This window comes from Streptomyces sp. NPDC001530 (assembly GCF_042894545.1).
Lineage (GTDB): Bacteria > Actinomycetota > Actinomycetes > Streptomycetales > Streptomycetaceae > Streptomyces.
This window is the reverse complement of the sequence record NZ_JBIAVS010000008.1, coordinates 135,700-160,680: the sequence shown is the minus strand read 5'-3', so window position 1 is coordinate 160,680 and position 24,981 is coordinate 135,700. Positions and strand designations below refer to the sequence as shown.

At 70.9% G+C, this 24,981-nt stretch carries 20 protein-coding genes; 16 read left to right on the top strand and 4 right to left on the bottom strand.

The window, feature by feature from the left end:
- Positions 1-37 precede the first annotated feature (37 nt).
- From ACFY0T_RS17950 to ACFY0T_RS17925, 6 genes are all read left to right on the top strand, one after another.
- The gene (locus ACFY0T_RS17950; RefSeq protein ID WP_388870858.1) at positions 38-1,306 is read left to right on the top strand and encodes a sensor histidine kinase; all 1,269 of its coding nucleotides are present in this window, start codon (positions 38-40) and stop codon (positions 1,304-1,306) included.
- Entirely contained in the window at positions 1,303-1,971 is a 669-nt protein-coding gene (locus tag ACFY0T_RS17945) for a response regulator (protein WP_388870856.1), read from the top strand. The genes ACFY0T_RS17950 and ACFY0T_RS17945 overlap by 4 nt, the downstream gene beginning before the upstream one ends.
- A 179-nt stretch (positions 1,972-2,150) precedes the next feature.
- Entirely contained in the window at positions 2,151-4,325 is a 2,175-nt protein-coding gene (locus ACFY0T_RS17940) for an MMPL family transporter (RefSeq protein ID WP_388871532.1), read from the top strand.
- 90 nt (positions 4,326-4,415) lie between these two features.
- Positions 4,416-4,736, top strand: coding sequence for a hypothetical protein (locus ACFY0T_RS17935; RefSeq protein ID WP_388870854.1), 321 nt, complete (start codon positions 4,416-4,418; stop codon positions 4,734-4,736).
- A gap of 156 nt (positions 4,737-4,892) precedes the next feature.
- Positions 4,893-5,381, top strand: a complete 489-nt coding sequence (locus tag ACFY0T_RS17930) for a copper-binding protein (RefSeq protein ID WP_388870851.1) — start codon at positions 4,893-4,895, stop codon at positions 5,379-5,381.
- Positions 5,382-5,433: 52 nt separating this feature from the next.
- Complete coding sequence (locus tag ACFY0T_RS17925; protein WP_388870848.1) at positions 5,434-5,877, top strand: hypothetical protein; 444 nt, start codon at positions 5,434-5,436, stop codon at positions 5,875-5,877.
- Positions 5,878-5,980: 103 nt separating this feature from the next.
- On the opposite strand, the gene ACFY0T_RS17920 is transcribed toward ACFY0T_RS17925, so the two are convergent.
- Together ACFY0T_RS17920 and ACFY0T_RS17915 are read right to left on the bottom strand one after the other, a co-directional pair.
- Positions 5,981-7,039: a hypothetical protein gene (locus tag ACFY0T_RS17920; protein ID WP_388870845.1), complete on the bottom strand. Its 1,059-nt coding sequence runs from the start codon at positions 7,037-7,039 to the stop codon at positions 5,981-5,983.
- A gap of 85 nt (positions 7,040-7,124) precedes the next feature.
- Positions 7,125-9,806, bottom strand: a complete 2,682-nt coding sequence (locus ACFY0T_RS17915) for an FAD/NAD(P)-binding protein (RefSeq protein WP_388871529.1) — start codon at positions 9,804-9,806, stop codon at positions 7,125-7,127.
- 238 nt (positions 9,807-10,044) lie between these two features.
- Between ACFY0T_RS17915 and ACFY0T_RS17910 the strand changes: the two genes are divergently transcribed.
- From ACFY0T_RS17910 to ACFY0T_RS17900, 3 genes are all read left to right on the top strand, one after another.
- Positions 10,045-11,292 (top strand): Ig-like domain-containing protein, encoded by a 1,248-nt coding sequence (locus ACFY0T_RS17910; protein WP_388870843.1) that lies wholly within the window; start codon positions 10,045-10,047, stop codon positions 11,290-11,292.
- A gap of 192 nt (positions 11,293-11,484) precedes the next feature.
- A complete protein-coding gene (locus ACFY0T_RS17905) occupies positions 11,485-12,894 on the top strand; it encodes a glycoside hydrolase family 16 protein (RefSeq protein WP_388870839.1) in 1,410 nt (469 codons plus the stop codon).
- Positions 12,895-12,909: 15 nt separating this feature from the next.
- Complete coding sequence (locus tag ACFY0T_RS17900; RefSeq protein WP_388870837.1) at positions 12,910-13,068, top strand: hypothetical protein; 159 nt, start codon at positions 12,910-12,912, stop codon at positions 13,066-13,068.
- 45 nt (positions 13,069-13,113) lie between these two features.
- Here ACFY0T_RS17900 and ACFY0T_RS17895 read toward each other — a convergent pair whose 3' ends face one another.
- Entirely contained in the window at positions 13,114-14,001 is an 888-nt protein-coding gene (locus ACFY0T_RS17895; RefSeq protein ID WP_388870835.1) for an AraC family transcriptional regulator, read from the bottom strand.
- Between the two features lie 146 nt (positions 14,002-14,147).
- Here ACFY0T_RS17895 and tkt point away from each other — a divergent pair, with 146 nt between their 5' ends.
- The 7 genes from tkt to ACFY0T_RS17860 are packed head-to-tail and all read left to right on the top strand — an operon-like array spanning position 14,148 to position 23,334.
- Positions 14,148-16,223: a transketolase gene (gene tkt / locus ACFY0T_RS17890; protein WP_388870832.1), complete on the top strand. Its 2,076-nt coding sequence runs from the start codon at positions 14,148-14,150 to the stop codon at positions 16,221-16,223.
- A gap of 19 nt (positions 16,224-16,242) precedes the next feature.
- Positions 16,243-17,388, top strand: coding sequence for a transaldolase (gene tal / locus ACFY0T_RS17885; protein WP_388870829.1), 1,146 nt, complete (start codon positions 16,243-16,245; stop codon positions 17,386-17,388).
- On the top strand, positions 17,385-19,109 hold the full coding sequence (gene zwf, locus ACFY0T_RS17880) for a glucose-6-phosphate dehydrogenase (protein ID WP_388870826.1): 1,725 nt from the start codon (positions 17,385-17,387) through the stop codon (positions 19,107-19,109). Before tal ends, zwf begins: the two co-directional genes overlap by 4 nt.
- Positions 19,106-20,041 carry a glucose-6-phosphate dehydrogenase assembly protein OpcA gene (gene opcA, locus ACFY0T_RS17875; protein ID WP_388870823.1) on the top strand — a complete coding sequence of 312 codons (936 nt, stop codon included), beginning with the start codon at positions 19,106-19,108 and terminating at the stop codon, positions 20,039-20,041. Before zwf ends, opcA begins: the two co-directional genes overlap by 4 nt.
- Positions 20,034-21,683 (top strand): glucose-6-phosphate isomerase, encoded by a 1,650-nt coding sequence (gene pgi, locus ACFY0T_RS17870; RefSeq protein ID WP_388870820.1) that lies wholly within the window; start codon positions 20,034-20,036, stop codon positions 21,681-21,683. The genes opcA and pgi overlap by 8 nt, the downstream gene beginning before the upstream one ends.
- 29 nt (positions 21,684-21,712) lie before the next feature.
- Complete coding sequence (gene gnd / locus ACFY0T_RS17865) at positions 21,713-22,738, top strand: phosphogluconate dehydrogenase (NAD(+)-dependent, decarboxylating) (RefSeq protein WP_388871526.1); 1,026 nt, start codon at positions 21,713-21,715, stop codon at positions 22,736-22,738.
- 5 nt (positions 22,739-22,743) lie between these two features.
- Complete coding sequence (locus tag ACFY0T_RS17860; RefSeq protein ID WP_388870817.1) at positions 22,744-23,334, top strand: histidine phosphatase family protein; 591 nt, start codon at positions 22,744-22,746, stop codon at positions 23,332-23,334.
- A 17-nt stretch (positions 23,335-23,351) separates the two neighbouring features.
- Here the strand turns inward: ACFY0T_RS17860 and ACFY0T_RS17855 are convergent, their stop codons facing one another.
- Positions 23,352-24,644, bottom strand: a complete 1,293-nt coding sequence (locus tag ACFY0T_RS17855) for a lipase family protein (protein WP_388870814.1) — start codon at positions 24,642-24,644, stop codon at positions 23,352-23,354.
- Positions 24,645-24,981: the final 337 nt, after the last annotated feature.

The following is a 24,981-nucleotide window of genomic DNA, read 5'->3' as shown; positions in this document are numbered from 1 at the left end:
GGGATACTGGGACGGCCCTTGCCCAGAGGAGCCACGCATGTCCGCTCAGTCCTGGTTCACGCCCGCCGTCGCACGCTGGCGAGCGGTTGCCGCGCCCGCCATGTCCCGCTGGCGGCCGGTCGTCTCGCGGTTGCGCACGACGCATCCGTACGTCGTCGACACGGCGCTCGCCGCGCTCGTGCTGTTCGCCGCCTCGCTGCAGTGGATGTTCCCCGACGAGGGCGACGACCGGCTGTCGTGGCAGGGTTTCCTGCTGGCGGTCGGCACGGCGGTGCCACTGGTGTGGCGGCGGCGGGCGCCCTTCCTGTCCGCCTGCGCGGTGTCGGTCTGTACGCCCGCCATGGCGCTGTACCACGCGCCGCCGCCGAACGTCGCCTACGGCGGACTGGTCGTGCTCTACACGGTGGCCACGCTCTGCCCGCCCGCGCAGCGCCGGTTCATGCTGGTGGCCTGGCTGGTCGGGGCCTCGCTGACGATGATGGCCAAGGAACACGCCCAGCCCTTCGAGTACGCCTTCCATCTGACGAGCTTCCTCAGCGCGTACGCGCTCGGCATCCTCACCCGCGTCCAGCGCGCGTACACCGCGGAGCTGGAGGACCGGGCCCGCCGCCTGGAGCGGGAGCGCGCCTCGGACACGGCGCGGGCCACGGCGCAGGAACGCGCACGGATCGCCCGGGACATGCACGACATCCTCGCCCACGCGGTGAGCCTGATGGTGGTGCAGGCCGAGGCCGGCCCGGTGGTCGTGCGCAGCGATCCGGAGCGCGCCGAGGCGGCCTTCGACGCGATCGCGACGAGCGGGCGCGACGCGATGCGGCAGCTGCGCCGGATCCTCGGCGTGCTCAAGGAGGAGCAGGTCGACGTCAACGGCGCGTCGGCCCGGTTGCCGCAGCCCAGCATCGCGGCTCTCGCCGGCCTGACCGGCCAGGTCGCGGAGTCCACCGGACTGCGCGTGCACCTCAGCACCACCGGCGCGCCCCGCCCGCTGCCCCCGGACACCGAGGTCGCCGCCTACCGGGTGGTGCAGGAGGCGCTCACCAACACCGTGAAGCATGCGTACGCTTCCACAGCGCGGGTTGAACTCGACTGGACGGAGGACGCGTTGACACTCACGGTGACGGACGACGGACGGGGGCCGGGCGCACAGGGACCGGCCGCGTCACCCGGTGGTCACGGGCTGATCGGCATCCGTGAGCGGGCCGCCGCCTGCGGAGGCAGCGCGGACTCGGGCCGCGGCCCCGACGGCGGCTTCCGTGTCGCCGTACGCCTCCCGGCCGCCGTCGACCGGCAGGCGGCCCTCGGGTGAGCATTCGCGTGGTGGTCGCCGACGACCAGGAGCTGGTCCGCAGCGGCTTCAGCATGATCCTGGAGGCACAGCAGGACATCGAGGTGGTGGCGGAGGCCGGGGACGGCCTCGAAGCCGTGGCCGCGGTACGGGAGCACGCACCCGACGTCCTGCTGCTCGACATCCGTATGCCGCAGATGGACGGCCTGGAGGCGGCCCGCCTGGTGTGCGCGGAGTCCTGCTGCAAGGTCGTCATGCTGACGACGTTCGACCTCGACGAGTACGTGTACGAGGCCCTGTACGCGGGGGCAAGTGGCTTTCTGCTCAAGGACGTTCGCCGGGACGACCTCGTACACTCCGTCCGTGTCGTCGCGGCCGGCGACTCGCTTCTCGCGCCCTCCGTGACCCGCCGCCTGGTCGCCGACATCGTCCAGCGCCGCCGCGCCGAGGCCGCCCCCGAACCGGCACCGGCCCGCCTCGACGTCCTCACCGCCCGCGAGGAGGAGACCCTCCGCCTGCTCGCCCGCGGCCTGTCCAACGCGGAGATCGCGACAACGCTCTTCGTGAGCGAGCACACCGTCAAAACCCATGTCAGCAACGTGCTGAGCAAGCTGGGGCTGCGGGACCGGGTGCAGGCGGTGATCTGCGCGTACGAGACGGGTCTGGTGACGCCGGGCTCCTCCTAGGGGGCTTCTGATGGGTCTACGCGGCGTCGCCGGCTCCCTCCGCGGAGTGAGACGGGGCCCGGTATCCGTCGTGCGAGGGAGGTCCCGAAACCGCTCCCTCCGGCGATCCGGTGGACCCCCGTCCGCCGCGACGCTGAGTGGCGATGTCACCCACCGCACCCATCGCCGGGAGGCGTACCGTGCTCGCCACGATCTCCCGGGCGGCGACCCGCCGCCCGCTCACCGTGATCCTCGTCTGGCTGCTCATGCTGCTGATCGGCTTCGGCCTCGGCACGGGCGTCTTCGGCCGGCTCGTCGACTCGGTGCCCGATGTCCCGGGCACCGAGTCGGAGCGGGCCGCCGCCTACCTCGACCGCGTCGACACCAGCGGCGAGTCGATCACCGCCGTCGTCTCGGGCACCTCGGTCTCCGACCCCGGCCTGCGGTCCCAAGTCGGGCGCGCCGTCGCCGACTTGCGTACGGTCTCGGGGGTCGCCGAGGTTCCCGACCCGTACACCACGCGCGGCCTCACCTCCGAGGACGGCAAGGCCCTCGTCATTCCGGTGACGCTCAAGGGCGACATGAAGTTCAAGGACGAGAAGAAGGCCGTGGACACGGCCGCCGACCGCATCCGCCAGATCGACGCGCCCGAAGTCCACGTCAGCGGCGGCCTGTTGCTCGGCCAGCAGATGAGCGGGCGCGCCCAAGAGGACGTACAGCGGGCCGAGTTGATCTCCCTGCCGGTCGTGCTGGCTCTGCTGCTCGTCGTCTTCGGCGGACTGCGGGCCGCCGGGCTGCCGCTGGTGATCGCGATCAGCGGAGTCGCGGGCGCCTTCCTCGCGCTCTTCGCCTTCAGCCAGGTCACCGACATCTCGGTGTACGCGATCCAGGTCACCACCATGCTGGGGCTCGGACTCGCCGTGGACTACGCGCTGTTGATGGTGGTCCGCTTCCGCGAGGAGCGACGGCACACCGACGACGTCATCGAGGCCGTGCACCGCACCGTCGCCGGCGCCGGGCGGACCGTCCTGTTCTCCGGGCTCACGGTGGCCGTCAGCCTCACCGGGCTGCTGGTGTTCCCCAGCCCGTTCCTGCGCAGCATGGGGCTGGCCGTGGCCGCCGTGGTCGTCGTCGACATGCTCGCCGCGATCACCCTCCTGCCCGCGCTGCTGGCTCGCTTCGGGTCACGCATCGCACCGGCCAGGCGCGAGAAGACCGACTCCGGCACCGCTCTCGCAGCTGACTCCGCCGCGGCCGATGGCTCCGACTCTGCGGTCGGCTCCGACGCCGACAAGGAAGGCCGCCTCTTCGCCCGCCTCGCCCGGTTCGCCGCGCGCCGTCCCGTCGTCATCCTGGTCACCCTCGTCCCTGCCCTGCTCGTCCTCGCGCTGCCCGTCGCCGGAATGAAGATCAGCATCGGGGACGCCAAGCAACTGCCCTCCAACACCGAGGCACGGCAGCTGTACGACACCGTGGACGCCCACTTCCCGCCGGGTACCGGCGTCTCACCGGTGACCGTGGTGGTGCGCCCCGGCGCGGCCCCGGACACGGTGACCCGGATCCGCGCCCTCGCGGACACGAGCGACTCCAGCCCCCTGCCGGGCGGCGCCACACTGGTGCACCTCCAGCCGACCGGCAGCGTCGACGGCAAGGCGGCGACCGACCTGGTCGAGCGGGTACGGAAGGTGCGCGGCGACGAGCCCGTCGAGGTCACCGGCGTCGCGGCCCGGCTGGTCGACTTCCGCACGATGCTCGCCGAGCGGGCACCCTGGGCGGCGGTCACCGTTCTCGTCGGCATCTTCGCGCTGCTCTTCGCCTTCACCGGCTCGGTGCTGATCCCGCTGCGGACCATCGCCACCACGCTGCTCAGCCTGGGCGCCGCGCTCGGCGCGGTGGTCTGGGTCTTCCAGGACGGCCATCTGGCCGGCGCCCTGGGCGCCGAAGGTCTCGGCTCGCTGAGCCTGACGGCACCGCCGCTGATCATCGCGATCGCCTTCGGACTCGCCATGGACTACGAGCTGTTCATCCTCGCCCGGATGCGCGAGAGCTGGCTGCGCACTGGCGACGCCCAGGAAGCCGTCGTGACCGGTCTGCGCCGCTCCGGGCGCGTGGTCAGCTGCGCCGCGCTGCTCCTCGCGATCGTCTTCGGAGCCTTCATGACCGGCGGCTTCTCCCCCATCCTGCAGATCGGCCTCGGCCTCACCCTGGCGGTCCTGATCGACGCGACCGTCGTACGCATGCTCCTCGTACCGGCGACGATGGCACTCCTCGGGCGGCGCGCCTGGTGGGCGCCGGGGGCACTGCGGCGGGCGCACGACCGGTTCGGGGTCAGCGAGGAGGCACCGCCCGCTCAGCCGCAACTGACCACTGTGTGAGCGCTGCCTGAAGAGTCCTCCCCTCGGCTCTGAAGGTCAGCCGAAGCAGTCCGTCCCCGCAACGGCTCGGCGGGCGACGGACTGCTTCATGTGGGAGACACGGATCGCGAAGCAGCCCGAGGCCGGGCGGTTGATGTCCAGCGCCTCGACCGTGGAGGGACGGGGGCAGAGGCCTGCGACGAGGCGGGGGCACAGACCGGCGACGACACGACCGGCCCGGACGACTGGTATCCGCAGCTCGAAGAACGTGCCCCGCCGATCGGGTCCCGCCGACGCCTGCCGAGGGACCTCGCCATGGCCATCGACGGCTGCCTGCGGCCCGATCCGGCAGCCCGGCCCACCCTCGCAGAACTCGCCACCGCCTGCGACGCGGCTCTGCCATGGCAGCGACGCCACGTGCAGCAAGCGTGACGGTTGTGCAGGGGCGCGCCGGAGCCGGACGTCACCGGTCCGACGGGGCACGGCCAGGACCTCCGGGCCCGGCACCCAATCCATCGGGCTCGGTGGCCCGTACCCCATACGAGCCGTTCGAGCCCTTTGCGGGACGAAGCGCATTGGGGGTCACCGATGCCAAGGACAACAGCCCGATACCGGACCCGCGTGATGCTGGGGCTGACCGCCGGTGTCCTCACGAGTGTGCTCGCCGCCTGCGGCGGCGGGGCGTCGACCGCGAGCGGGACCGGGAGTCACGCGGGATCCTCCGGACCACCGGAGACCACCGGCCGGCCTGGAGTGACCAAGGTGGACGTCACGCTGGTCGACTTCCGCCTCACACTGTCGCAGCCGACCTTCACGGCCGGACGCTATGACTTCGTCGCCACGAACAAGGGGCACCACGTGCACGCACTGGAGATCGAAGGCCCCGGCGGTGAGCACCGCACCCGGTCGCTTGCGCCGGGTGAGTCCGCCGCCCTCGATGTGACCCTCAAGCCAGGGGCGTACGAGGTGTACTGCCCCGTGGACGGGCACAAGGACCTGGGCATGAAGACGGAGATCACCGCGGTCAGCGGTGGCGCGTCGTCGAGCAACAGCACGAACAGCGGCGGCGGTTACTGAGCATGAAGACCCCGGCCGCCGTCGACACGCCAGCCGAACACCTGGAGTCACGATGAACTCCACCGAGGCCACCCTGACAGGAGTGGGAGTGTGCTGTGCCGCCGGCAACACGGTGCTGCACACTCTCCTCATCCCTGATCATCTTGAGGAGAAGTTCTACATCGGCATCGCCTTCGCCGTGGGCAGTGCCGTCATGCTGGCCGTGGCAGTGGCACTCGTCGGCCTCACACGGCCCCTGGTCGCGTGGCTCACCGGGGCGCTCGTCAGCCTCGGCATGATCATCGGCTTTCTGCTGTCGCGCACCGTGGGCCTGCCGGACGGCTACTACGAACCCGGCTGGGAACCGCCGTACGGTCCCCTGTCTCTGCTCGTCGAGGGGCTCTTCATCCTCGCCTTCCTCGTCTGGCTCGCAGTAAGGGGCACCCCTCCCGGGTCGCCGGACAAGGCGGATCACGCGAAGATCACGGTGGGGCGAGACGTGTCGAAGCGCTGGTGATGCCGGGCGAGGGATACACGCAACAGCCGGGCATCCGCCACGCCAACGCCGCGTGCGAATCGGGACCGGAGATGAGCCCGCTGACAGGCTCTTCAGACGCCCTCTAGCCGAAGCAGTCCGTACCGGCCGCCGTCCGGCGGGTGACGGACTGCCGCGCGAGGGAGGCGCGGAACGCGTAGCAGCCCACAGCCGGGCGGTTGATGTCCAGCGCCTCGACCTTGGTGACGACGATGACCTCGGACGGCGACCGCTCGACGCTTACGGGCACGGCGACCGGGGCGTCGAACCAGAGCTTGTTCCCCTCGTCCGTCTTCTGCAGCGCGAGAGCCCGCTTCAGCTCGGCGTCCGTCAGCGTCCCGTCCGCGACGGCGCGGTCGAGCCGATGCTCGATCTGCCGGGAGCTCGCGTCGAGTTCGGCGCGCTCCTCCGCCTCGGCGCGCGCCTCCTCCTCGCGCTGGATGCGATAACAGCCGTCCGGCGTCAGCCGCTCGGCGGTGACGGTGCCGGGCGTCTCCTTCGTACGGAACTCGTAGCAGACCTTTTCGTTCAAACCCGCGGACAGCCAGACCAGATCGGTCAGTTGCCCCTCCTCGGTCTCCTGGTCCTCGATGTCGATGCCCCTCGTCGCCCAGACCGGAGCGCTCTGCACGGCCGCGAGCCCACCCTCGGCCAGGGCGGCCCGTAGTTCCACGACGACGTCCGCCGCGACCGCGGCAGGCAGCCTGCCGGGGTCCTGGGCCCGCGGCAGGTCACAGCGCGCTTCGGGCAGCTCGTGCACGGAGACGGGAGGCACGGAGGAGGCCGGCACGACCTCGAAGCGGTAGCAGCCGGTCGCCGACCCGCCGAACCAGCCGTCCTCCGTGTACGTGATCTCGGTGGTGATCGTGACCCGCCGGTCGTGCCGCTCGACCTCGGGCCCGACCTTCCTGTAGCCGTTCGGCACCAGCCGGTCGATCTCGGTCCCGAGCAGGGACCCGTCGGAGGCCGCCCGCGACAACCGGTCCCTGCTCCCGTCCACCGCCTCCTCGACCTCGTCCCGCGCCCGCGCATCGGCCCGGCCGGGCGCCGTACCGACCCACCACACCCCGAACAGCACCAGGCCGAGGGCTGTCACCAGCACGGTCAGACAGCCGTTCAGCACGCATCCCCCGCGCCTCCCCATGCCCGCAGGCTGCCCGATCCGCGCCCGCACGACGGACCCCGTGTCCGACACGTGATCGAACGGGGCCCGGTACGAGACGGCCCGCTCAGCCCGGCAGCGCGGCGAGCAACCGCCGGTCCCGGGGCGCCGCCCCGCGGCCGAGGCGGGCGTCCAGCAGTCGGCGGGCCGCGTCGCAACGGCCCGCCGCCACAAGGGCGTACAGCAGGGTCTCCTCGACGACCTCGCGCTGGGCCGCGCTGCCACCCACCTTCCGCAGCACCGGCAGGAGCGCGTTCAGGCCGCGGGCGGCCTCGGGGAACCGTTCCTCGACTAGAGCCCCGAAGGCCTCGCAGAGCGGGACGATGACCTCGCGCTGCACGGGGTCCGCGTCCGCGGCGTGGTCGCGCAGCCGGCGCAGGGCCGCCAGGTCCCCGGCGGCGGCGAGGGCGACCGCCGCGTGCAGCGCGGTGAACGCGGTCGCGGGCCGCTCCACGACCTCACGCGCGACCGTCTCGAGCACGTCGGCCGCGGGCACCTGCCCGCGCCAGCTGTCGCTCAGCCGGGCCCGCCACAGCAGCGAACCCGAGTCCACCAGGGCGCGTACCCCTGTCACGCGCCCGGGCGCGAGCTGCGCGAACCACCGTTTGCGTACGGCGGCGGGGTCGTCCAGGGCGAGTTCGTGCAGGGCGATGTGCCAGGAGAAGTGCGCCCGGTGGACGGCGCCCCGGCCCTGCCCGGACACCCAGGCATCGAGCCAGTCGCGGCCCGCTTCGTAGGCGCCGGACTCGTAGTGGACGTGGGCGAGCGCGTGCACGGCGTGCCCGGAGGCAGGCTCGGCGGCCAGCGCGCGGTGGGCCAGCTCGGCGGCCTCGTGGAAGCGGCCCTGTTCCTGGCGCAGGAAGGCCAGGAGCGAGGTGTGGAACCAGTGGCCGTCGTACGCGGGCGAGGTGCGCTCGACCAGCCGCAGCGCGTAGGCGTCGTCGAGGTCGTTGATGCCGGAGAAGGCGATGGTGGGCACGGCGGCGGCGAGCGCGAGCGCGTCGGCCGGGTGCGCGTCCAGGTGCCCGAGCAGGGCGGCGGCACCCCCGTCCGCACAGTCGCCGTGGACGCGCCGCGTGACGACGTCCACGAAGGAACGCTCCCGCTCGTCGGCCCGTTCACGCGCGGAGCGCTGTGCGTCGGCGAGCGCCCTCGGTACGTCGACGTCGGCACCGCACTCGTGACCGAGCAGGGCGAGCGCGGCGTGCCCGAGCGCGAACCCGGGGTCGAGGACGACCGCGCGCCGGAAGGCGTCCTCGGCTCCGGCCCTGACCTTGAGGACCCGGTCGAGCCCGGTGCGGTAGGCGGCGGCCGCCTCGGCGCGGGTGGACAGCGGGAGCCCGTGCCCGTCGACGGGCCGGCGGCGCACGACCCGTCGAGGCGCCGAGAGCGGCGCGAGCAACTCCTCAGCCAGCGCGGCGGCTTGGCCGCGGATCTCCGGGATGGCCGTGGTCTCCCACAACTCGCCGCGGCGCGCAGCGCCGAGCGTGAACAGCGGGCGCTCACCGCGGCCTTCGGCGTCGAGAAGACGGCCGTCGCGGGTCGTGACCCCCATGCCCAGGGGACCGGGCACCGCGGCACCGGTGTCGAACAGCGAACGCCACAAGGGGTCTTCGGGACGCGCGCCGGGACCAGTGCAATCGATGATCCAACCCGCTTGAATGTCCTGGCCGTTGGAGAGCGCGACCAGCACCGAGCCGTCGTCCTGGACGGCGGCGTCCGTGACCGCTCCGGCGTGCACCCGCAGTCGCCGGGCCGTACGGGCACGGGCCACCGCCTCGGCCGTCGCGGGCGCCATCCGATGGCGATGGGTGTTCCACAGCGCGCCCTCCCGCTCCAGGAACGCGGCCCGCTCCTCGGGGGTGAGGCCGCGCCACAGCCGGGCGGTGTGCGGCCGCAGGCTGTCGAGCGCCGGGCGCCAGTCACCCTGGGTGCGCAGCGCCCGGCCGATGTGGCGGTAGACCGTCCTGCGCAGCGCGGACAGCGAGGGCGCGTCGAGCCCGTCGGGGGCGGCCATCGCCGCGACGGGGCCGATCGCGTGCGGCTGCGGCAGCAGGCCGCCCCGGGAGACGGCGTGCACGGTGCGCCCGGGCCGGTCGAGGCTCAGGGCCAGGTCCACCGCGGTGAGTCCCGTACCGACCAGCAGCACCTCGGCAGTGTCGGCGAGCGGGCCGTCGAGCGCGCCCGGCGCCCAAGGGGACCGTACGAAGCGGTCGGACGTACGCAGTCCCGGCGGGGCCCAGTCGCTGCGCGCGGCGGCAGGCCCGGTGGCGAGTACTCCGCTGTCGGCCCTCAGGCCTCGCCCGTTGGCGAGTTGGAACTCCACCCCGCCGTCGGGGGTGCCGGTACAGCTCTGCGCCCGGGTCCGCAGCCGACGCACGGCGACCGTGCCGTGGGCTCGGACGATCGCCTGGGCCAGGGTGTCCGCCAGATAGGCCCCGTACCGGTACCGCGTGGCGAAGTCGGCGCCCTTGACGGCGGGTTCGCCGTGCCGGCACAGCCAGCGGGTGAAGTGCCCGGGGTCGTCCGGATAGCAACTCATACCGCTCGCGGGCACGTTGAGCCGGTGCCGTGGGTCGGGTGTGGCGTACGCCGTGCCGCGTCCGGCCTCCGGGGCCGGGTCGACCAGCACGAGATCGAGCGGCACCCGGCGACGCGCCGCCGTCTCGCACAGCTGGACGGCGGTCAGCGCGCCGGCCGCGCCCGCTCCGACGATGACCACGGTGTGCCGCTTGCGGGCTGGAATCACGGATACCTCCGGCAGGGTGTGCGGGATCGGCAAGCGGAACTCCTTCTCTGTTCCGGTCGGCCGCACATCATCTGTTCACGAGTGGAGCCGACCGGACAACCGTGCTTTCAGGCCTTCTCTCAGGGTGTCTTCACAGGAATCTCAGGTGGAGCCCCTCGGATTCAAAGGGTCAACCCAGGAAACGGGCGCAGGATGCACCCGCAGTGGTGGTGATCGAAGAACCCGAGAAAGGCATGCCGTGGGCGTCCCTCAGATATCGAACCGATCCGAGCGGCCGGCCTGGTCACGGCGCGGAATCCTGGCCGCGCTCGGCGCGGCGGTACCGGCCGTCGCCCTGACGGGCTGCAGCGGCTCGGCGGACGCCTCGGAGGGAACGAGCGCGACGGCGACGGCGGCCACGGGCACAAAGGCCCAGGCCAAGGCCAAGACGCCGGCCGTCAGCGTCACCCCCGCCGACGGCACCAAGAAGGCCGATTTCACCAGCCCGGTCGAGGTCACCGTGGCGAACGGCACGCTGTCGGCCGTCACGGTCACCGGCAACGACGGTTCCACCCTGGCCGGGTCCTTCAATGAATCCCGTACGAAATGGACCTCCACCAGGAATCCGTACTCGGGCACCAAATACACGGTCACAGCCAAACCACAGGGTGCCGACGAGCACACCGCGAGCTTCGTCACGAAGTCCCCCGGCGAGACCTTCGTGGGCTATTTCACTCCGGAGGCGAATTCGACCTCCGGCGTCGGCATGCCCGTGTCGATCAACTTCACCCAGGCCGTCAAGGACCGCGCCGCCGTCGAGAAGGCGATCACGGTGACGGCCGAGCCCGCGGTCGAGGTGGTCGGCCACTGGTTCAGCGACACCCGGCTCGACTTCCGGCCCGAGGAGTACTGGGCCGCCGGCACGAAGATCACGCTGAGCCTGCGGCTCAAGGACATCGAGGGCACGGACGGTGTCTACGGCGTCCAGTCCAAGGACGTCACCTTCCACATCGGCCGCCGCCAGATCAGCACGGTCGACCTGGCGAAGAAGACGATGACGGTCGAGCGGGACGGCTCGACGCTCGCCACCTACCCGGTGAGCGGCGGCGACGCCGACCACACCACCTGGTCCGGGATCATGGTGATCAGCGAGCGGTTCAAGCAGACGCGGATGGAGTCCTCGACCGTCGGACTCGGCGACGAGTACGACATCAGTGACGTCCCGCACGCCCAGCGTCTGACCACCTCCGGCACCTTCATCCACGGCAACTACTGGGCCTCGGCCTCGGTCTTCGGCACCAGCAACACCAGTCACGGCTGCGTCGGCCTGCACGACACGAAGGGCGCGAACGACAGCTCCGTGCCGGGCTACCAGTTCTACAAGAGCTCGATGCTCGGCGACGTGGTGATCGTCAAGAACTCGGGCGAGAAGACCGTGGACCCGGCCAACGGGCTGAACGGGTGGAACCTGTCCTGGGCGGACTGGAAGGCGGGGAGCGCGCTGTAGCACTCTCGGGCCCACCCTCCTTCACATCGTGAACTCCCTTCCACGGAAGGGGGTTTCTCGGCTTTACCTCTTGACGACCGGAGTGACAGAGAGCACATTGTCCGCGCAGCTGCAGTGAGAGCGCTCTCAAAGACTATGGGAGCGCTCCCTCGACACCCGCGCACCCCACACTCCGTACCCGAAGAGGCACCCATGAGTGAAACTTCCGGCACATCCAGCGCATCCGGCAGACGCCGCCCCCTCCGGCGCGTCCTCATCGCCGTGTTCAGCACGCTCGGCCTGGCGGCCGCCGCCGCCACGGCCGCCACGCTCCCCGCGAACGCGTCCGCCCCCACACCCCCGGCCGGCTGGTCCCAGGTCTTCCTCGACGACTTCAACGGGGCCGCCGGATCCGGCGTCAACACCTCCAACTGGCAGTACACGACCGGCACGAGCTACCCCGGCGGACCCGCCAACTTCGGTACCGGCGAGGTCGAGACCATGACCTCCAGCACGAACAACATCTCCCTCGACGGCGCCGGAAACCTCCGGATCACCCCGCGGCGCGACGCCTCCGGCAACTGGACCTCGGGCCGCGTCGAAACCGTCCGCAGCGACTTCCAGCCGCCGGCGGGCGGCAAGCTCCGCGTCGAGGCCCGCCTCCAGATGCCGAATGTGACCGGCGCCGCCGCCAAGGGCTACTGGCCCGCCTTCTGGATGCTGGGCGCGCCCTTCCGCGGCAACTACTGGAACTGGCCGGGCATCGGCGAGCTGGACATCATGGAGAACGTCCAGGGGCTCAACACCGAGTGGGCCACCATGCACTGCGGCACCTCACCGGGCGGCCCGTGCAACGAGACCTCCGGCATCGGGGGCAACACACCCTGCGCCGGCACCACGTGCCAGGCCGGCTTCCACACGTACGCCGTGGAGTGGGACAAGTCGACGAGCCCCGAGGAGATGCGCTTCTACCTCGACGGCGTCAACTTCCATACGGTGAAGGCGAATCAGGTCGACGCGACCACCTGGACGAACGCCACCAATCACGGCTACTTCCTGATCCTGAACGTGGCGATGGGCGGCGGCTTCCCGGACGCCTTCGGCGGCGGCCCGGACAGCGGCACGGAGCCCGGCCACCCGCTGGTCGTGGACTACGTACAGGTCCTTCAGTCGAATGGTGGGAGCGGTACCACCCCTCCCCCGTCCGGCAACCGTGACGCCTACAGCGCCATCCAGGCCGAGTCGTACGACAGCCAGTCCGGCGTGGGCACCGAGACCACCACCGACACCGGCGGCGGCCAGAACATCAGCTCACTCGCGAACGGCGACTACGCGCTCTACAAGGGCGTCAACTTCGGTTCCACGGCGGCCAAGCAGTTCTACGGACGGGTCGCGAGCGGCGCGGCGGGCGGTGTCAGCGGGCTGGTCGAGGTGCGCCTCGACAGCCGTACGAGCACGCCGATCGGCAGCTTCTCGGTGGCCAACACCGGTGGCTGGCAGTCCTGGAAGACGGTCCCCGCGAACATCAGCTCCGTCACCGGAACCCACGACGTCTATCTGACCTTCACCAGCGGCCAGCCGGCGGACTTCGTGAACGTCAACTGGTTCGACTTCGGTCACTGAGGGGGGAGTTGACCGATGAACCCACGCTCCCCGGCCGGGCCGGCCGTGCCACGCTCCGAGGTTATGCGGCTGGTGACGGCCGTCATGACCGCCCTCCCCACGGTGCCGGCGCTCGGCCTGGCCGGGGCGGTGCCCGCGAACCAGCCGACCGGGTTGACGCGCGGCGGCTGGTGATCCACCCGTAGTGGAGAGGGGGCGGGCCCGGCGGCTCGCCCCCTCTCAGCGCAGCTCCGCCCGGAACGCCACCGGCGTCGTGCCGGTGTGCTGGTGGAAGAACTTGGAGAAGTTGGCGGAGTCGGGAAAGCCCACGGCGACGCCGATGCGGCCGATGGGCATCTCCGTGTGGGCGAGGAGGCGCTTGGCCTCCAGGATCACCCGCTTGTCGATGAAGCCCTTCGGCGTCTCGCCGGTGGCGGCGCGCACGGCGCGGACCAGGGTGCGGCGGGAGTAGCCGAGGGCGTCGGCGTACGCGCTGACGCTGTGGTTGGTGGCGAAGCCCTTCTCGACCGCGTCCCGGAAGCGGGTGAAGGTGGTGTCGGTCTGCCGGCGGGCCGCCTCCGCGGAGCTCGCCGCGAGATGGGCGAGGCGCAGCAGGAACGCGGTCAGGGAGTGCCGCAGCACGGAGGTGTGCAGGCTGAGCGGCAGCGTGGTGGTGTCCTCGTACTCGCGTCGCAGATGCGCGAGGGAGTCCCGGAGGCCGGAGAGCTGAGCCGGGTCGGGGCGCAGCAGGGGTGGCAGGTCGTAGCGGTAGAGGCCGGTGGCCTCGACGGTGGCGCGGGGCAGGAAGCCCGGCTGCATGGCGAGGACGGTTCCGCGGTAGTCGCTCGCCCAGGAGAAGCGGTGCACCTGCCCCGGGCGGATCCACAGCAGGTCGCCGGCCCTCGCCTCGTACTCGGCGAAGTCCACCATGTGGGTCACGGGGCCGCCGCTGAAGAGCATCACCACGTGGAAGTCGATGCGGTGGATTCGGTCCAACGGCGCGTCGGCGTGCCGGAAGCGCTCGGTGCTCATCGGACCGACCTGCATGCCGACACCCCCGACGCTCTGGTCGACCGGGAAGGGAAAGGTTCTGATCCCTTCCCCGTCTTGGGTGTTTCTGTCCGCCATGTCCTTCTCGCGCCGCCTCGGTCCCGCTGTCGATGTCCCACTTTCACCGAAGCCTGACACACGGGCACCTTCCCCTTCAAAAGTCAGACTTTTACTTTTGAAGGCGTCCGACCAGTTCCTTCGCATCTACCGAGGACTTCTTGAAGATGAGCACGCAGACACCTGACAGCCTCGAGTGGACCGATCTCGACCGGCGTGCCGTCGACACGGCCCGTCTGCTCGCGGCGGACGCCGTCCAGAAGGTCGGCAACGGCCACCCCGGCACCGCGATGAGCCTGGCCCCGGCGGCGTACACGATCTTTCAGAAGTTGATGCGTCACGACCCCGCCGACCCGGAGTGGACCGGCCGCGACCGCTTCGTCCTCTCCCCCGGCCACACCTCGCTGACCCTGTACACCCAGCTCTTCCTGTCGGGCTACGAACTCGAACTCGACGACCTGAAGGCGTTCCGTACGCACGGCTCGAAGACCCCGGGCCACCCCGAGTACGGGCACACCGCGGGCGTCGAGACGACGACCGGACCGCTCGGCCAGGGCGTCGCCAACGCCGTGGGCATGGCGATGGCCGCCCGCTATGAGCGCGGCCTCTTCGACTCCGAGGCCCCCGAGGGCGAGTCCCCCTTCGACCACACGATCTGGGCGATCGTCTCGGACGGCGACCTGGAGGAGGGCATCTCCGCCGAGGCCTCCTCGCTCGCCGGCCACCAGAAGCTCGGCAACCTCGTCTTCGTCTACGACGACAACCACATCTCCATCGAGGGCGACACGGCGACGGCGTTCTCCGAGGACGTGCTGAAGCGGTACGAGGCGTACGGCTGGCATGTGCAGCGGATCGAGCCCGCGCTGGGCGGCGACATCGACGTCCACGCGCTGTACGCGGCGCTCAAGGCGGCGCAGGCCGAGACCGAGCGCCCCTCGATCATCGCGATGCGCACGATCATCGCCTGGCCCGCGCCGAACGCGCAGAACACCGAGGCCTCCCACGGCTCCGCGCTCGGCGCCGAGGAGATCGCCGCCACCAAGCGGATCCTCGGCTTCGACCCGGAGCAGACCTTCCAGGTGGAGCCCGAGGTGCTGGCCCACGCCCGCGAGGCGCTCGACCGGGGCGCCGAGGCGCACGCCGCGTGGGACAAGCGGATCGCCGAGTGGCGCACCGCGCAGCCCGACCGCGCCAAGCTCTTCGACCGCGTCGTGGCCGGTCAGCTGCCCGAGGGCTGGGAGTCCGCGCTGCCGGTCTTCGAGGCGGGCACGTCCGTCGCGACCCGTGCCGCCTCCGGCAAGGTGCTCCAGGCGCTCGGCGGGGTGCTCCCCGAGCTGTGGGGCGGCTCCGCCGACCTGGCCGGTTCGAACAACACCACGATCGACAAGACGTCCTCGTTCCTGCCGAAGGGCAACCCGCTTCCGGAGGCGGACCCGTACGGCCGCACGGTCCACTTCGGCATCCGCGAGCACTCGATGGCCGCGGAGATGAACGGCATCGCACTGCACGGCAACACCCGTATCTACGGCGGCACCTTCCTGGTGTTCTCCGACTACATGCGCAACGCCGTGCGCCTGTCCGCGCTGATGCAGCTGCCGGTGACGTACGTGTGGACGCACGACTCCATCGGCCTCGGCGAGGACGGCCCGACGCACCAGCCGGTCGAGCACCTGGCCTCGCTGCGCGCGATCCCGGGCCTGAACATCGTCCGCCCGGCCGATGCCAACGAGACGGCGATCGCCTGGGCCGAGATCCTCAAGCGGCACGCCACGAACCCGGCCCCGCACGGTCTGGCGCTCACCCGGCAGGGCGTGCCGACGTACGAGGCCAACGAGGATGCGGCGAAGGGCGGTTACGTCCTGCGCGACTCCTCGACCGGGACGCCCGATGTCGTCCTCATCGCCACCGGCTCCGAGGTGCAGCTCGCCGTGGCCGCGCGTGAGCGGCTGGAGGCCGAGGGCGTGGGCACGCGGGTCGTGTCGATGCCGTCGGTCGAGTGGTTCGAGGAGCAGTCCGCGGAGTACCGCGCAAGCGTCCTTCCGCCGTCCGTGAAGGCCCGCGTGGCGGTCGAGGCGGGCATCGGCCTGACCTGGTACCGGTACGTCGGTGAGCACGGACGCATTGTTTCGCTGGAGCACTTCGGCGCCTCCGCCGATGCCAAGACCCTGTTCGCCGAGTTCGGCTTCACCCCCGAGAACGTCGCCGCCGCCGCGCGGGAATCCCTTGCCGCCGCCCGCGGTTGATCCGATCGCACGAAGGAAGATGATCACTGTGACCGAAGCAACCGCGACCGCGGTAATCCTCAAGCGCCTCTCCGACGAAGGCGTCTCCATCTGGCTGGACGACCTCTCGCGCAAGCGGATCGCGTCCGGCAACCTCGCCGAACTCATCGCGACCCGACACGTGGTGGGCGTCACCACCAACCCCTCCATCTTCCAGGCCGCCATCGGCTCGGGAGAGGGGTACGAGGAGCAGCTGGCCGACCTCGCCGTGCGCGGCGTGACGGTCGACGAGGCCGTCCGCATGATGACCACCGCGGACGTGCGCGCCGCCGCCGACATCCTGCGCCCGGTGTACGACGCGACCGGCGGCCGTGACGGCCGGGTCTCCATCGAGGTCGACCCGCGCCTGGCCCACAACACGTCGGCGACGATCGCCGAGGCCAAGCAGCTCGCCTGGCTGGTCGACCGCCCGAACGTGATGATCAAGATCCCGGCGACGAAGGCCGGCCTCCCGGCGATCACCGAGGTCATCGGCCTCGGCATCAGCGTCAACGTCACGCTGATCTTCTCGCTGGAGCGCTACCGCGAGGTCATGGACGCCTACCTGGCGGGCCTGGAGAAGGCGCGGGCGGCCGGGATCGACCTGTCCACCATCCACTCGGTCGCCTCCTTCTTCGTCTCCCGCGTCGACAGCGAGATCGACAAGCGGCTGGCGAAGGTCGGCACCGACGAGGCGCTCGCGCTCAAGGGCAAGGCGGCGCTCGCCAACGCCCGGCTCGCCTACGAGGCGTACGAGGACGTCTTCGGGAGCACCCGCTGGACCGCGCTCGCCCCGGCCGGCGCTCACAAGCAGCGCCCCCTGTGGGCCTCGACGGGCGTCAAGGACCCCGCGTACAAGGACACCCTGTACGTCGACGAGCTGGTCGCACCCGGCACCGTCAACACCATGCCGGAGGCGACGCTCAACGCCACCGCCGACCACGGTGACATCCACGGCGACTCGGTGACCGGCGGCTACGCCCAGGCGCGCGCCGATCTGGCGGCCGTCGAGGCGCTCGGGATCTCCTACGACGAGGTCGTGAAGCAGCTGGAGGACGAGGGCGTCACGAAGTTCGAGGCGGCCTGGCAGGAGCTGCTGGAGGCCGTCGCGACCTCACTGAGCAGCAAGGGAGTTGAGGGGGAATGACCAAGCGTGAGGCGATTGTCGACGGCGCCGCGCAGGCTGCGGCCGCCGCGGCGCAGGGATCTGGTGACGCGGCCGTGGAACCGGCCGACGTGACCTCGGAGCCGGCAAACACGGCCTCGGAGCCCGGCAGCACGGTCCCGGAGCCGGGCGACGTGACGCCGGAGGCGGCCCTCGCCGAGGCGCTCGGCGTCCCGGCGTCCGACTGGGACAACCCCCTGCGCGACGCGCGCGACCGCCGGCTCCCGCGTATCGCGGGCCCCTCCGGCCTGGTCATCTTCGGCGTCACCGGCGACCTGTCCCGCAAGAAGCTGATGCCGGCCGTCTACGACCTCGCCAACCGGGGTCTGCTGCCGCCGGGCTTCTCGCTCCTCGGGTTCGCCCGCCGCGAGTGGGAGGACCAGGACTTCGCCCAGGTCGTCCACGACTCGGTGCGCGAGCACGCGCGTACGGAGTTCCGCGAGGAGGTCTGGCAGCAGCTCGCCGAGGGCATGCGGTTCATCCCGGGCGACTTCGACGACGACACGGCGTTCAAGCAACTGCGCGCGGCGGTCGACGAGTTGGACTCCTCGCGGGGCACCAGCGGCAACTACGCCTTCTACCTCTCCGTCCCGCCGAAGTTCTTCCCGAAGGTCGTCCAGCAGCTCAAGAAGCACGGGCTGGCAAACGCGCCGGACGGCTCCTGGCGGCGCGCGGTCATCGAGAAGCCGTTCGGCCACGACCTGGCGAGCGCGCGTGAGCTCAACAAGATCGTGCACGAGGTGTTCGACCCGGAGCAGGTCTTCCGTATCGACCACTACCTCGGCAAGGAGACCGTCCAGAACATCCTGGCGCTCCGCTTCGCCAACCAGATGTACGAGCCCATCTGGAACCGGTCGTATGTCGACCACGTCCAGATCACCATGGCCGAGGACATCGGCATCGGGGGCCGGGCCGGTTACTACGACGGCATCGGCTCCGCCCGGGACGTGATCCAGAATCACCTCCTCCAGCTGATGGCGCTCACCGCCATGGAGGAGCCGGCCGCCTTCGACGCCGAGTCGCTGCTCACCGAGAAGCTCAAGGTCCTCAAGGCCGTGAAGCTGCCGGAGAACCTGGGCGAGCACACCGTGCGCGGCCAGTACGCGGCGAGCTGGCAGGGCGGCGAGAAGGTGCGCGGCTATCTGCAGGAGGACGGCATCGACCGCGAGTCGACGACCGACACCTACGCGGCCGTCAAGCTGGAGGTCGACAACCGCCGTTGGGCGGGCGTCCCCTTCTATCTGCGCACCGGCAAGCGTCTGGGCCGGCGGGTGACGGAGATCGCGGTGGTCTTCCAGCGCGCGCCCCACTCCCCCTTCGACTCCACGGCCACCGAGGAGCTCGGCGCGAACGCGATCGTCATCCGCGTCCAGCCCGACGAGGGCATGACGGTGCGCTTCGGATCGAAGGTGCCGGGTACGTCGATGGAGATCCGGGACGTCACGATGGACTTCGCCTACGGCGAGTCGTTCACCGAGTCCAGCCCGGAGGCGTACGAACGGCTGATCCTGGATGTCCTGCTCGGCGACGCCAATCTCTTTCCCCGTCACCAAGAGGTGGAAGAGTCCTGGAAGATCCTCGACCCGATCGAGGGCTACTGGGACACCCACGGCAAGCCCGCGCAGTACCCCTCGGGCAGCTGGGGCCCGAAGGAAGCCGACGAGATGCTCGCACGAGACGGACGGAGCTGGCGCAGGCCATGAAGATCGACCTGACCGACACCACGGCAAGCAAGATCAACAAGGCGCTCGTGCAGGGGCGCCGGGCCATCGGCACCCCCGCCGTGGGCATGGTCCTGACGATGGTCATCGTCACCGACGAGGAGAACGCGTACGACTCGATCAAGGCGGCCGAGGAGGCGTCGCGCGAGCACCCCTCGCGCACCCTGGTCGTCATCAGGCGGGTCGCCCGCACCCCGCGCGACCGCACCAGCTCCCGCCTGGACGCGGAGGTGCGCGTCGGCTCGGACGCGGGCACCGGTGAGACGGTCGTGCTGCGGACGTACGGCGAGGTGTCCGACCACGCCGACTCCGTGGTCCTGCCGCTGCTGCTGCCCGACGCCCCGGTCGTCGTCTGGTGGCCGGTGGACGCGCCCGAAGTCCCGGCCAAGGACCCGCTGGGCGCCCTCGCGCAGCGCCGGATCACCGACATGTACGCCGTCGAGGCCCCGCTGCAGGCCCTGGAGGCCCGCGCCGCCTCGTACGCGCCCGGCGACACCGACCTGGCGTGGACCCGGCTGACGCCGTGGCGTTCGATGCTGGCCGCCGCGCTCGACCAGGCCCGTACGCAGGTGACCTCGGCGGCCGTCGAGAGCGAGGCCGAGAACCCGAGCGCCGAACTGCTGGCCCGCTGGCTGGAGGCCCGGCTGCGGGTTCCGGTCGAGCGGGTCGTCACCGCGGGACCCGTCGTGACCGCCGTGCGCCTCGGCACCCAGAACGGCGAGATCGTGATCGACCGCCCCGAGGGCCCGCTGGCCACCCTGTCCCTTCCCGGACAGCCCTCCCGCAGGCTCGCGCTGAAGGTGCGCAGCACTTCCGAGCTGATCGCCGAGGAGCTGCGCCGCCTCGACGCGGACGAGATGTACGCCGTCGCCCTGCGGGGCGAGGGCACCAAGGAGACCCCCTCTCATGTCTGACTCTCCCAAGCTCACGCGGCGCCCCGAGTGGGTGGCCCTGGAGGACCACCGCGCGGGCGAGCTGCTCCACCCGCGGCTGCGTGAGCTGTTCGCCGCCGACCCCGCCCGCGCGGAGCGTTATGCCGTGCGGGTCGGCGATCTGCGCATCGACTACTCCAAGCATCTGATCACCGACGAGACCCTCGCCCTGCTCCAGGAACTGGCCACCGCCACCGACGTGTTCGGGCTGCGCGACTCCATGTTCCGCGGCGAGAGGATCAATGTCACCGAGGACCGCGCGGTGCTGCACACCGCGCTGCGCGCTCCGCGCGACGCCGTGATCGAGGTCGACGGTGAGAACGTCGTCCCGGCCGTGCACGCGGTGCTCGACAAGATGGCCGACTTCGCCGGGCGCGTCCGCTCGGGCGAGTGGACCGGTCACACCGGCAAGCGCATCAAGAACGTCGTCAACATCGGCATCGGCGGCTCGGACCTCGGTCCGGCGATGGCGTACGAGGCGCTGCGGGCCTTCACCGACCGCGATCTGACGGTCCGCTTCGTGTCCAACGTGGACGGTGCCGACCTGCACGAGGCGACCCGCGACCTCGACCCGGCCGAGACGCTGTTCATCATCGCCTCGAAGACCTTCACCACCATCGAGACCATCACCAACGCCACCTCGGCGCGCTCCTGGCTGCTCGCCGGGCTCGACGGCGAGGACAAGGCGGTCGCGAAGCACTTCGTGGCGCTGTCGACGAACGCCGAGCGGGTGGCGGACTTCGGCATCGACACGGCCAACATGTTCGAGTTCTGGGACTGGGTCGGCGGGCGCTACTCCTACGACTCCGCGATCGGTCTCTCCTTGATGATCGCGATCGGCCCGGACCGGTTCCGGGAGATGCTCGACGGGTTCAGGATCGTGGACGAGCACTTCCGCACGGCCCCGGCAGAGGCCAACGCGCCTTTGCTGCTGGGCCTGTTGGGCGTCTGGTACGGCAACTTCTTCGACGCCCAGTCGCACGCCGTCCTGCCGTACTCGCACTACCTGTCCAAGTTCACCGCGTACTTGCAGCAGCTGGACATGGAGTCCAACGGCAAGTCGGTGGACCGCGACGGCCACCCCGTGGAGTGGCAGACCGGGCCGGTCGTGTGGGGCACACCGGGCACGAATGGGCAGCACGCGTACTACCAACTCATCCACCAGGGCACGAAGTTGATCCCCGCCGACTTCATCGGCTTCGTCAACCCGGTCGACGAGCTGAGCGAGGAACTGAAGGACCAGCACGACCTGTTGATGGCGAACTTCTTCGCGCAGACGCAGGCCCTCGCCTTCGGTAAGACGCCCGACGAGGTGCGTGCCGAGGGGGTGGCCGAGGGGCTGGTGCCGCACAAGACGTTCAAGGGCAACCACCCGACGACCACGATCCTCGCGAGCGAGCTGACGCCCTCGGTCCTCGGCCAGCTGATCGCCCTCTACGAGCACAAGGTGTTCGTCCAGGGCGCGATCTGGAACATCGACTCCTTCGACCAGTGGGGCGTCGAGCTCGGCAAGGTCCTCGCCAAGCGGGTGGAACCAGCGCTGACCGAGGGCGCCGACGTGAGGGGCCTCGACCCCTCCACCGCCGCCCTTGTGGCCGCGTACCGCACTCTCCGAAAGAATTGAATCCTCACCCTTGAGAACAGGGGTGATTCCTGGCTCACACAGCCCAGCGGAACAGCATTCCGTCAGGTCTTACACGATCAACGCCAGCCGGGTCGAAACCTGCCCGGCAACATGCCCGGTTCTCGCATGTTGAGGCACGTAATCTACATCACACTCTGGAGCACCGCAAAGTGAACAACATGCAGCTCGGACTCATCGGCCTCGGCAAGATGGGCGGCAACATGCGCGAGCGGATACGCCGCGCGGGGCACACCGTCATCGGCTACGACCGCAATCCCGACCTCGCCGACGTGAGCAGCCTCACCGAACTCGTCGAGAAGCTCGAAGGCCCGCGCGTGGTCTGGGTGATGGTGCCCGCCGGCGCCCCCACCCAGTCCGTCGTCGACGAGCTCGGCGACCTCCTGGAGCCCGGCGACACCGTCGTCGACGGCGGAAACTCCCGCTGGACGGACGACGAGAAGCACGCCGAGGAACTGGCGGCCAAGGGCATCGGCTTCGTCGACGCCGGTGTCTCCGGCGGCGTGTGGGGCCTGCAGAACGGCTACGCCCTGATGGTCGGCGGCGACGCCGAGCACATCGCCAAGGTGCAGCCCATCTTCGACGCGCTCAAGCCCGAGGGCGACTTCGGCTTCGTCCACGCGGGCAAGGTGGGCGCGGGCCACTTCTCCAAGATGGTCCACAACGGCATCGAGTACGCCATGATGCAGGCCTACGCCGAGGGCTGGGAGCTCCTGGAGAAGGTCGACTCCGTCACCGACGTGCGCGAGGTCTTCCGCTCCTGGCAGGAGGGCACGGTCATCCGCTCCTGGCTGCTCGACCTGGCCGTCAACGCCCTGGACGACGACGAGCACCTCGACAAGCTGCGCGGCTACGCGGAGGACTCCGGCGAGGGCCGTTGGACCGTCGAGGCGGCCATCGACAACTCCGTCCCGCTCCCGGCGATCACCGCCTCCCTCTTCGCGCGCTTCGCGTCCCGCCAGGACGACTCGCCGCAGATGAAGATGATCGCGGCGCTGCGCAACCAGTTCGGCGGCCACGCCGTCGAGTCGAAGTAACGGCCATGGGCGACCTCCTGCTGGTCCGCCACGGCGAAACCGAGTGGAGTGTGTCGGGCCAGCACACCAGCTGGACCGACCTGCCGCTCACCCAGCGCGGCGAGGAACAGGCCAAGTCCCTCGCCCCGCTGCTCGCCGGCCGGACCTTCGCTCTCGCGCTCACCAGCCCGCTGGGCCGCGCGGTCCGCACCGCGGAACTCGCGGGCCTGTACGGGGCCGTACCCGATCCCGATCTGCACGAGTGGGACTACGGCGGCTACGAAGGCGTCACGACCGTCGAGATACACCGCACCCGGCCCGACTGGTACCTGTGGAACGACGGGGTCCCGCCCGGTCCGGACGGGCACCCGGGCGAGTCGCCGGCGGAGGTGGGCCGGCGCGCCGACCGCGTACTGTCCCGGATCGAGCCGGCGCTCGGCGGCGGTGACGTGGTCCTGGTGGCGCACGCCCACTTCCTGCGGGTGCTCGCGGCCCGTCGGCTCGGGCTCGCCCCGGCGGACGGGCGGCTGTTCCAGCTCGCCACGGGCACCGTCAGCAGGCTCTCCACCGAGCACGGGCGCCCCGTGATCGCCGAGTGGAACGCCTCAGGCCTGTAAGCCTTGGACGGCCCCGGCTACAGCACGTCTCCGAACTCGCTCAACACTCCTGGCGGGGCGAGCGCGTTGACGTAGTGGCCGGGGCCGTGGTCGTCGAAGGAGTACGTGAACGGGATGGTGCGGGTCAGCGCGAGCCGGGCGGCGAAGAAGGCCAGGGGTGCCACGACGGCGAGGCCCGCGAGACTGTCCATCTGCGGGTAGCGCAGGCCCGGTTCGGTGTTCTCGCTCCAGCCGTCCGCACGGGCGCCCAGCAGCGGGCGCAGCGACCGCCGCACCGACTCGGTGACGCGGACGCCCAGTTCGCCCCAGCCCGCCATCGGCCGGCTCGCCATGGTGCGCAGCAGTTCGCCGGGCAGCGTGACCGCCTCGATCGCCGAGTCGGCCGCGAAGGTGAGGGCCGCGTCCATCGGTCCGCGCGGCCTGCGGTAGTGGAACTCCCGGCCGAACGGCGCGTAGGGGCCGACCGGCCGGGGCGGCAGCGCGGGGACGACATCGCGGTCGAAGATGTAGCGGATCAGCCGGTCGCGCAGCAGATGTACGCCATGGGGGCCGATCGACTCCTCGCAGGCGCGGGCGAAGTCGGGGCCGCCGACCATGGGCTGGCCGAAGGTGTAGACGGCCTTCAGTTTCTCGGCGATGCGCCGGTAGCGGGGTTCGTGGGCCAGCATCACCCCCATCAGGGCGGCCATCGCGCCGCCGAGGCTGTGGCCGGTGATGTACAGGGCCTCCAGGCCGTCACCGCGGGTGCCCTCCTCGCCGGGGATCACCGACTCGCCGCGCAGGGCGCGCTCCAGGGCGTCGACGATCAGATGACGGGTGGCGCGGACGTTGCGGTAGAAGCCCGCGTGGACCTCGTGGCGCTGTCCCTCCAGTTCCACGGAGAGCATCTCGGGCCGTACGTCGGCGTCGGTGAGGATGCTGATGATGTCCTCGGGCTGGGTGCCCCGGTAACAGAGGATCGCGACCCTGCGGTCCTTGTCCTGGATCAGATACGCGGCCGAGGCGATGTACATCGCGTCCACGCGCTGCTCGAACACCCGGCAGCTGTTCTCGTCGAGCCCCAGCCGCGCCATGATCATGGCGACGGTCCGCGGGTCACTCCGCTGGGCGAATCCCGCGTACGCATATGCCGCGCAGGTCGCCAGGGCGTGCGGGACGACTCCGTCGGGGTCGGGCTGGGCTTTGTCCTCGACCAGGCGTTCCACCAGGTCGGGGTAGACCGGGAAGCCGGTCGGGCCCGGTTCGGTGCCGGCCTTCAGCGGGCGCAGTTCGGCGAAGCCGGGCCCCTTGGCGTAGTCGTCGTCGCGCATGGGCGAGCCTTCCTCCGGATCACGGCGGACGCCTCGGCGCGCCCCTGTGTCCAGACTGGCGAGCGCACCGCCGCCTTGTGAATCCGCCGACCGGGCGGTACCCACGGTCACCCGTCGCTCCCCGGCCACCCCGCCGGTCGCCGGTTGGGGTTGCTGGGGAGCAGCGGCGTTCACGGGGCGCGCACCCCGGCTGGGCGTATGCGCGTTCGTCTCCTTGACGTGCGCGTATGACACTTTTCGTCTAATAGTTCGTAGAGGTGACAAGGGGGCGCACATCGGCGGGAACCCCCGCTGTGGGCGCTCCGGGCCGCGGGTAGCGTGCTGGCCCCTGTCCCGT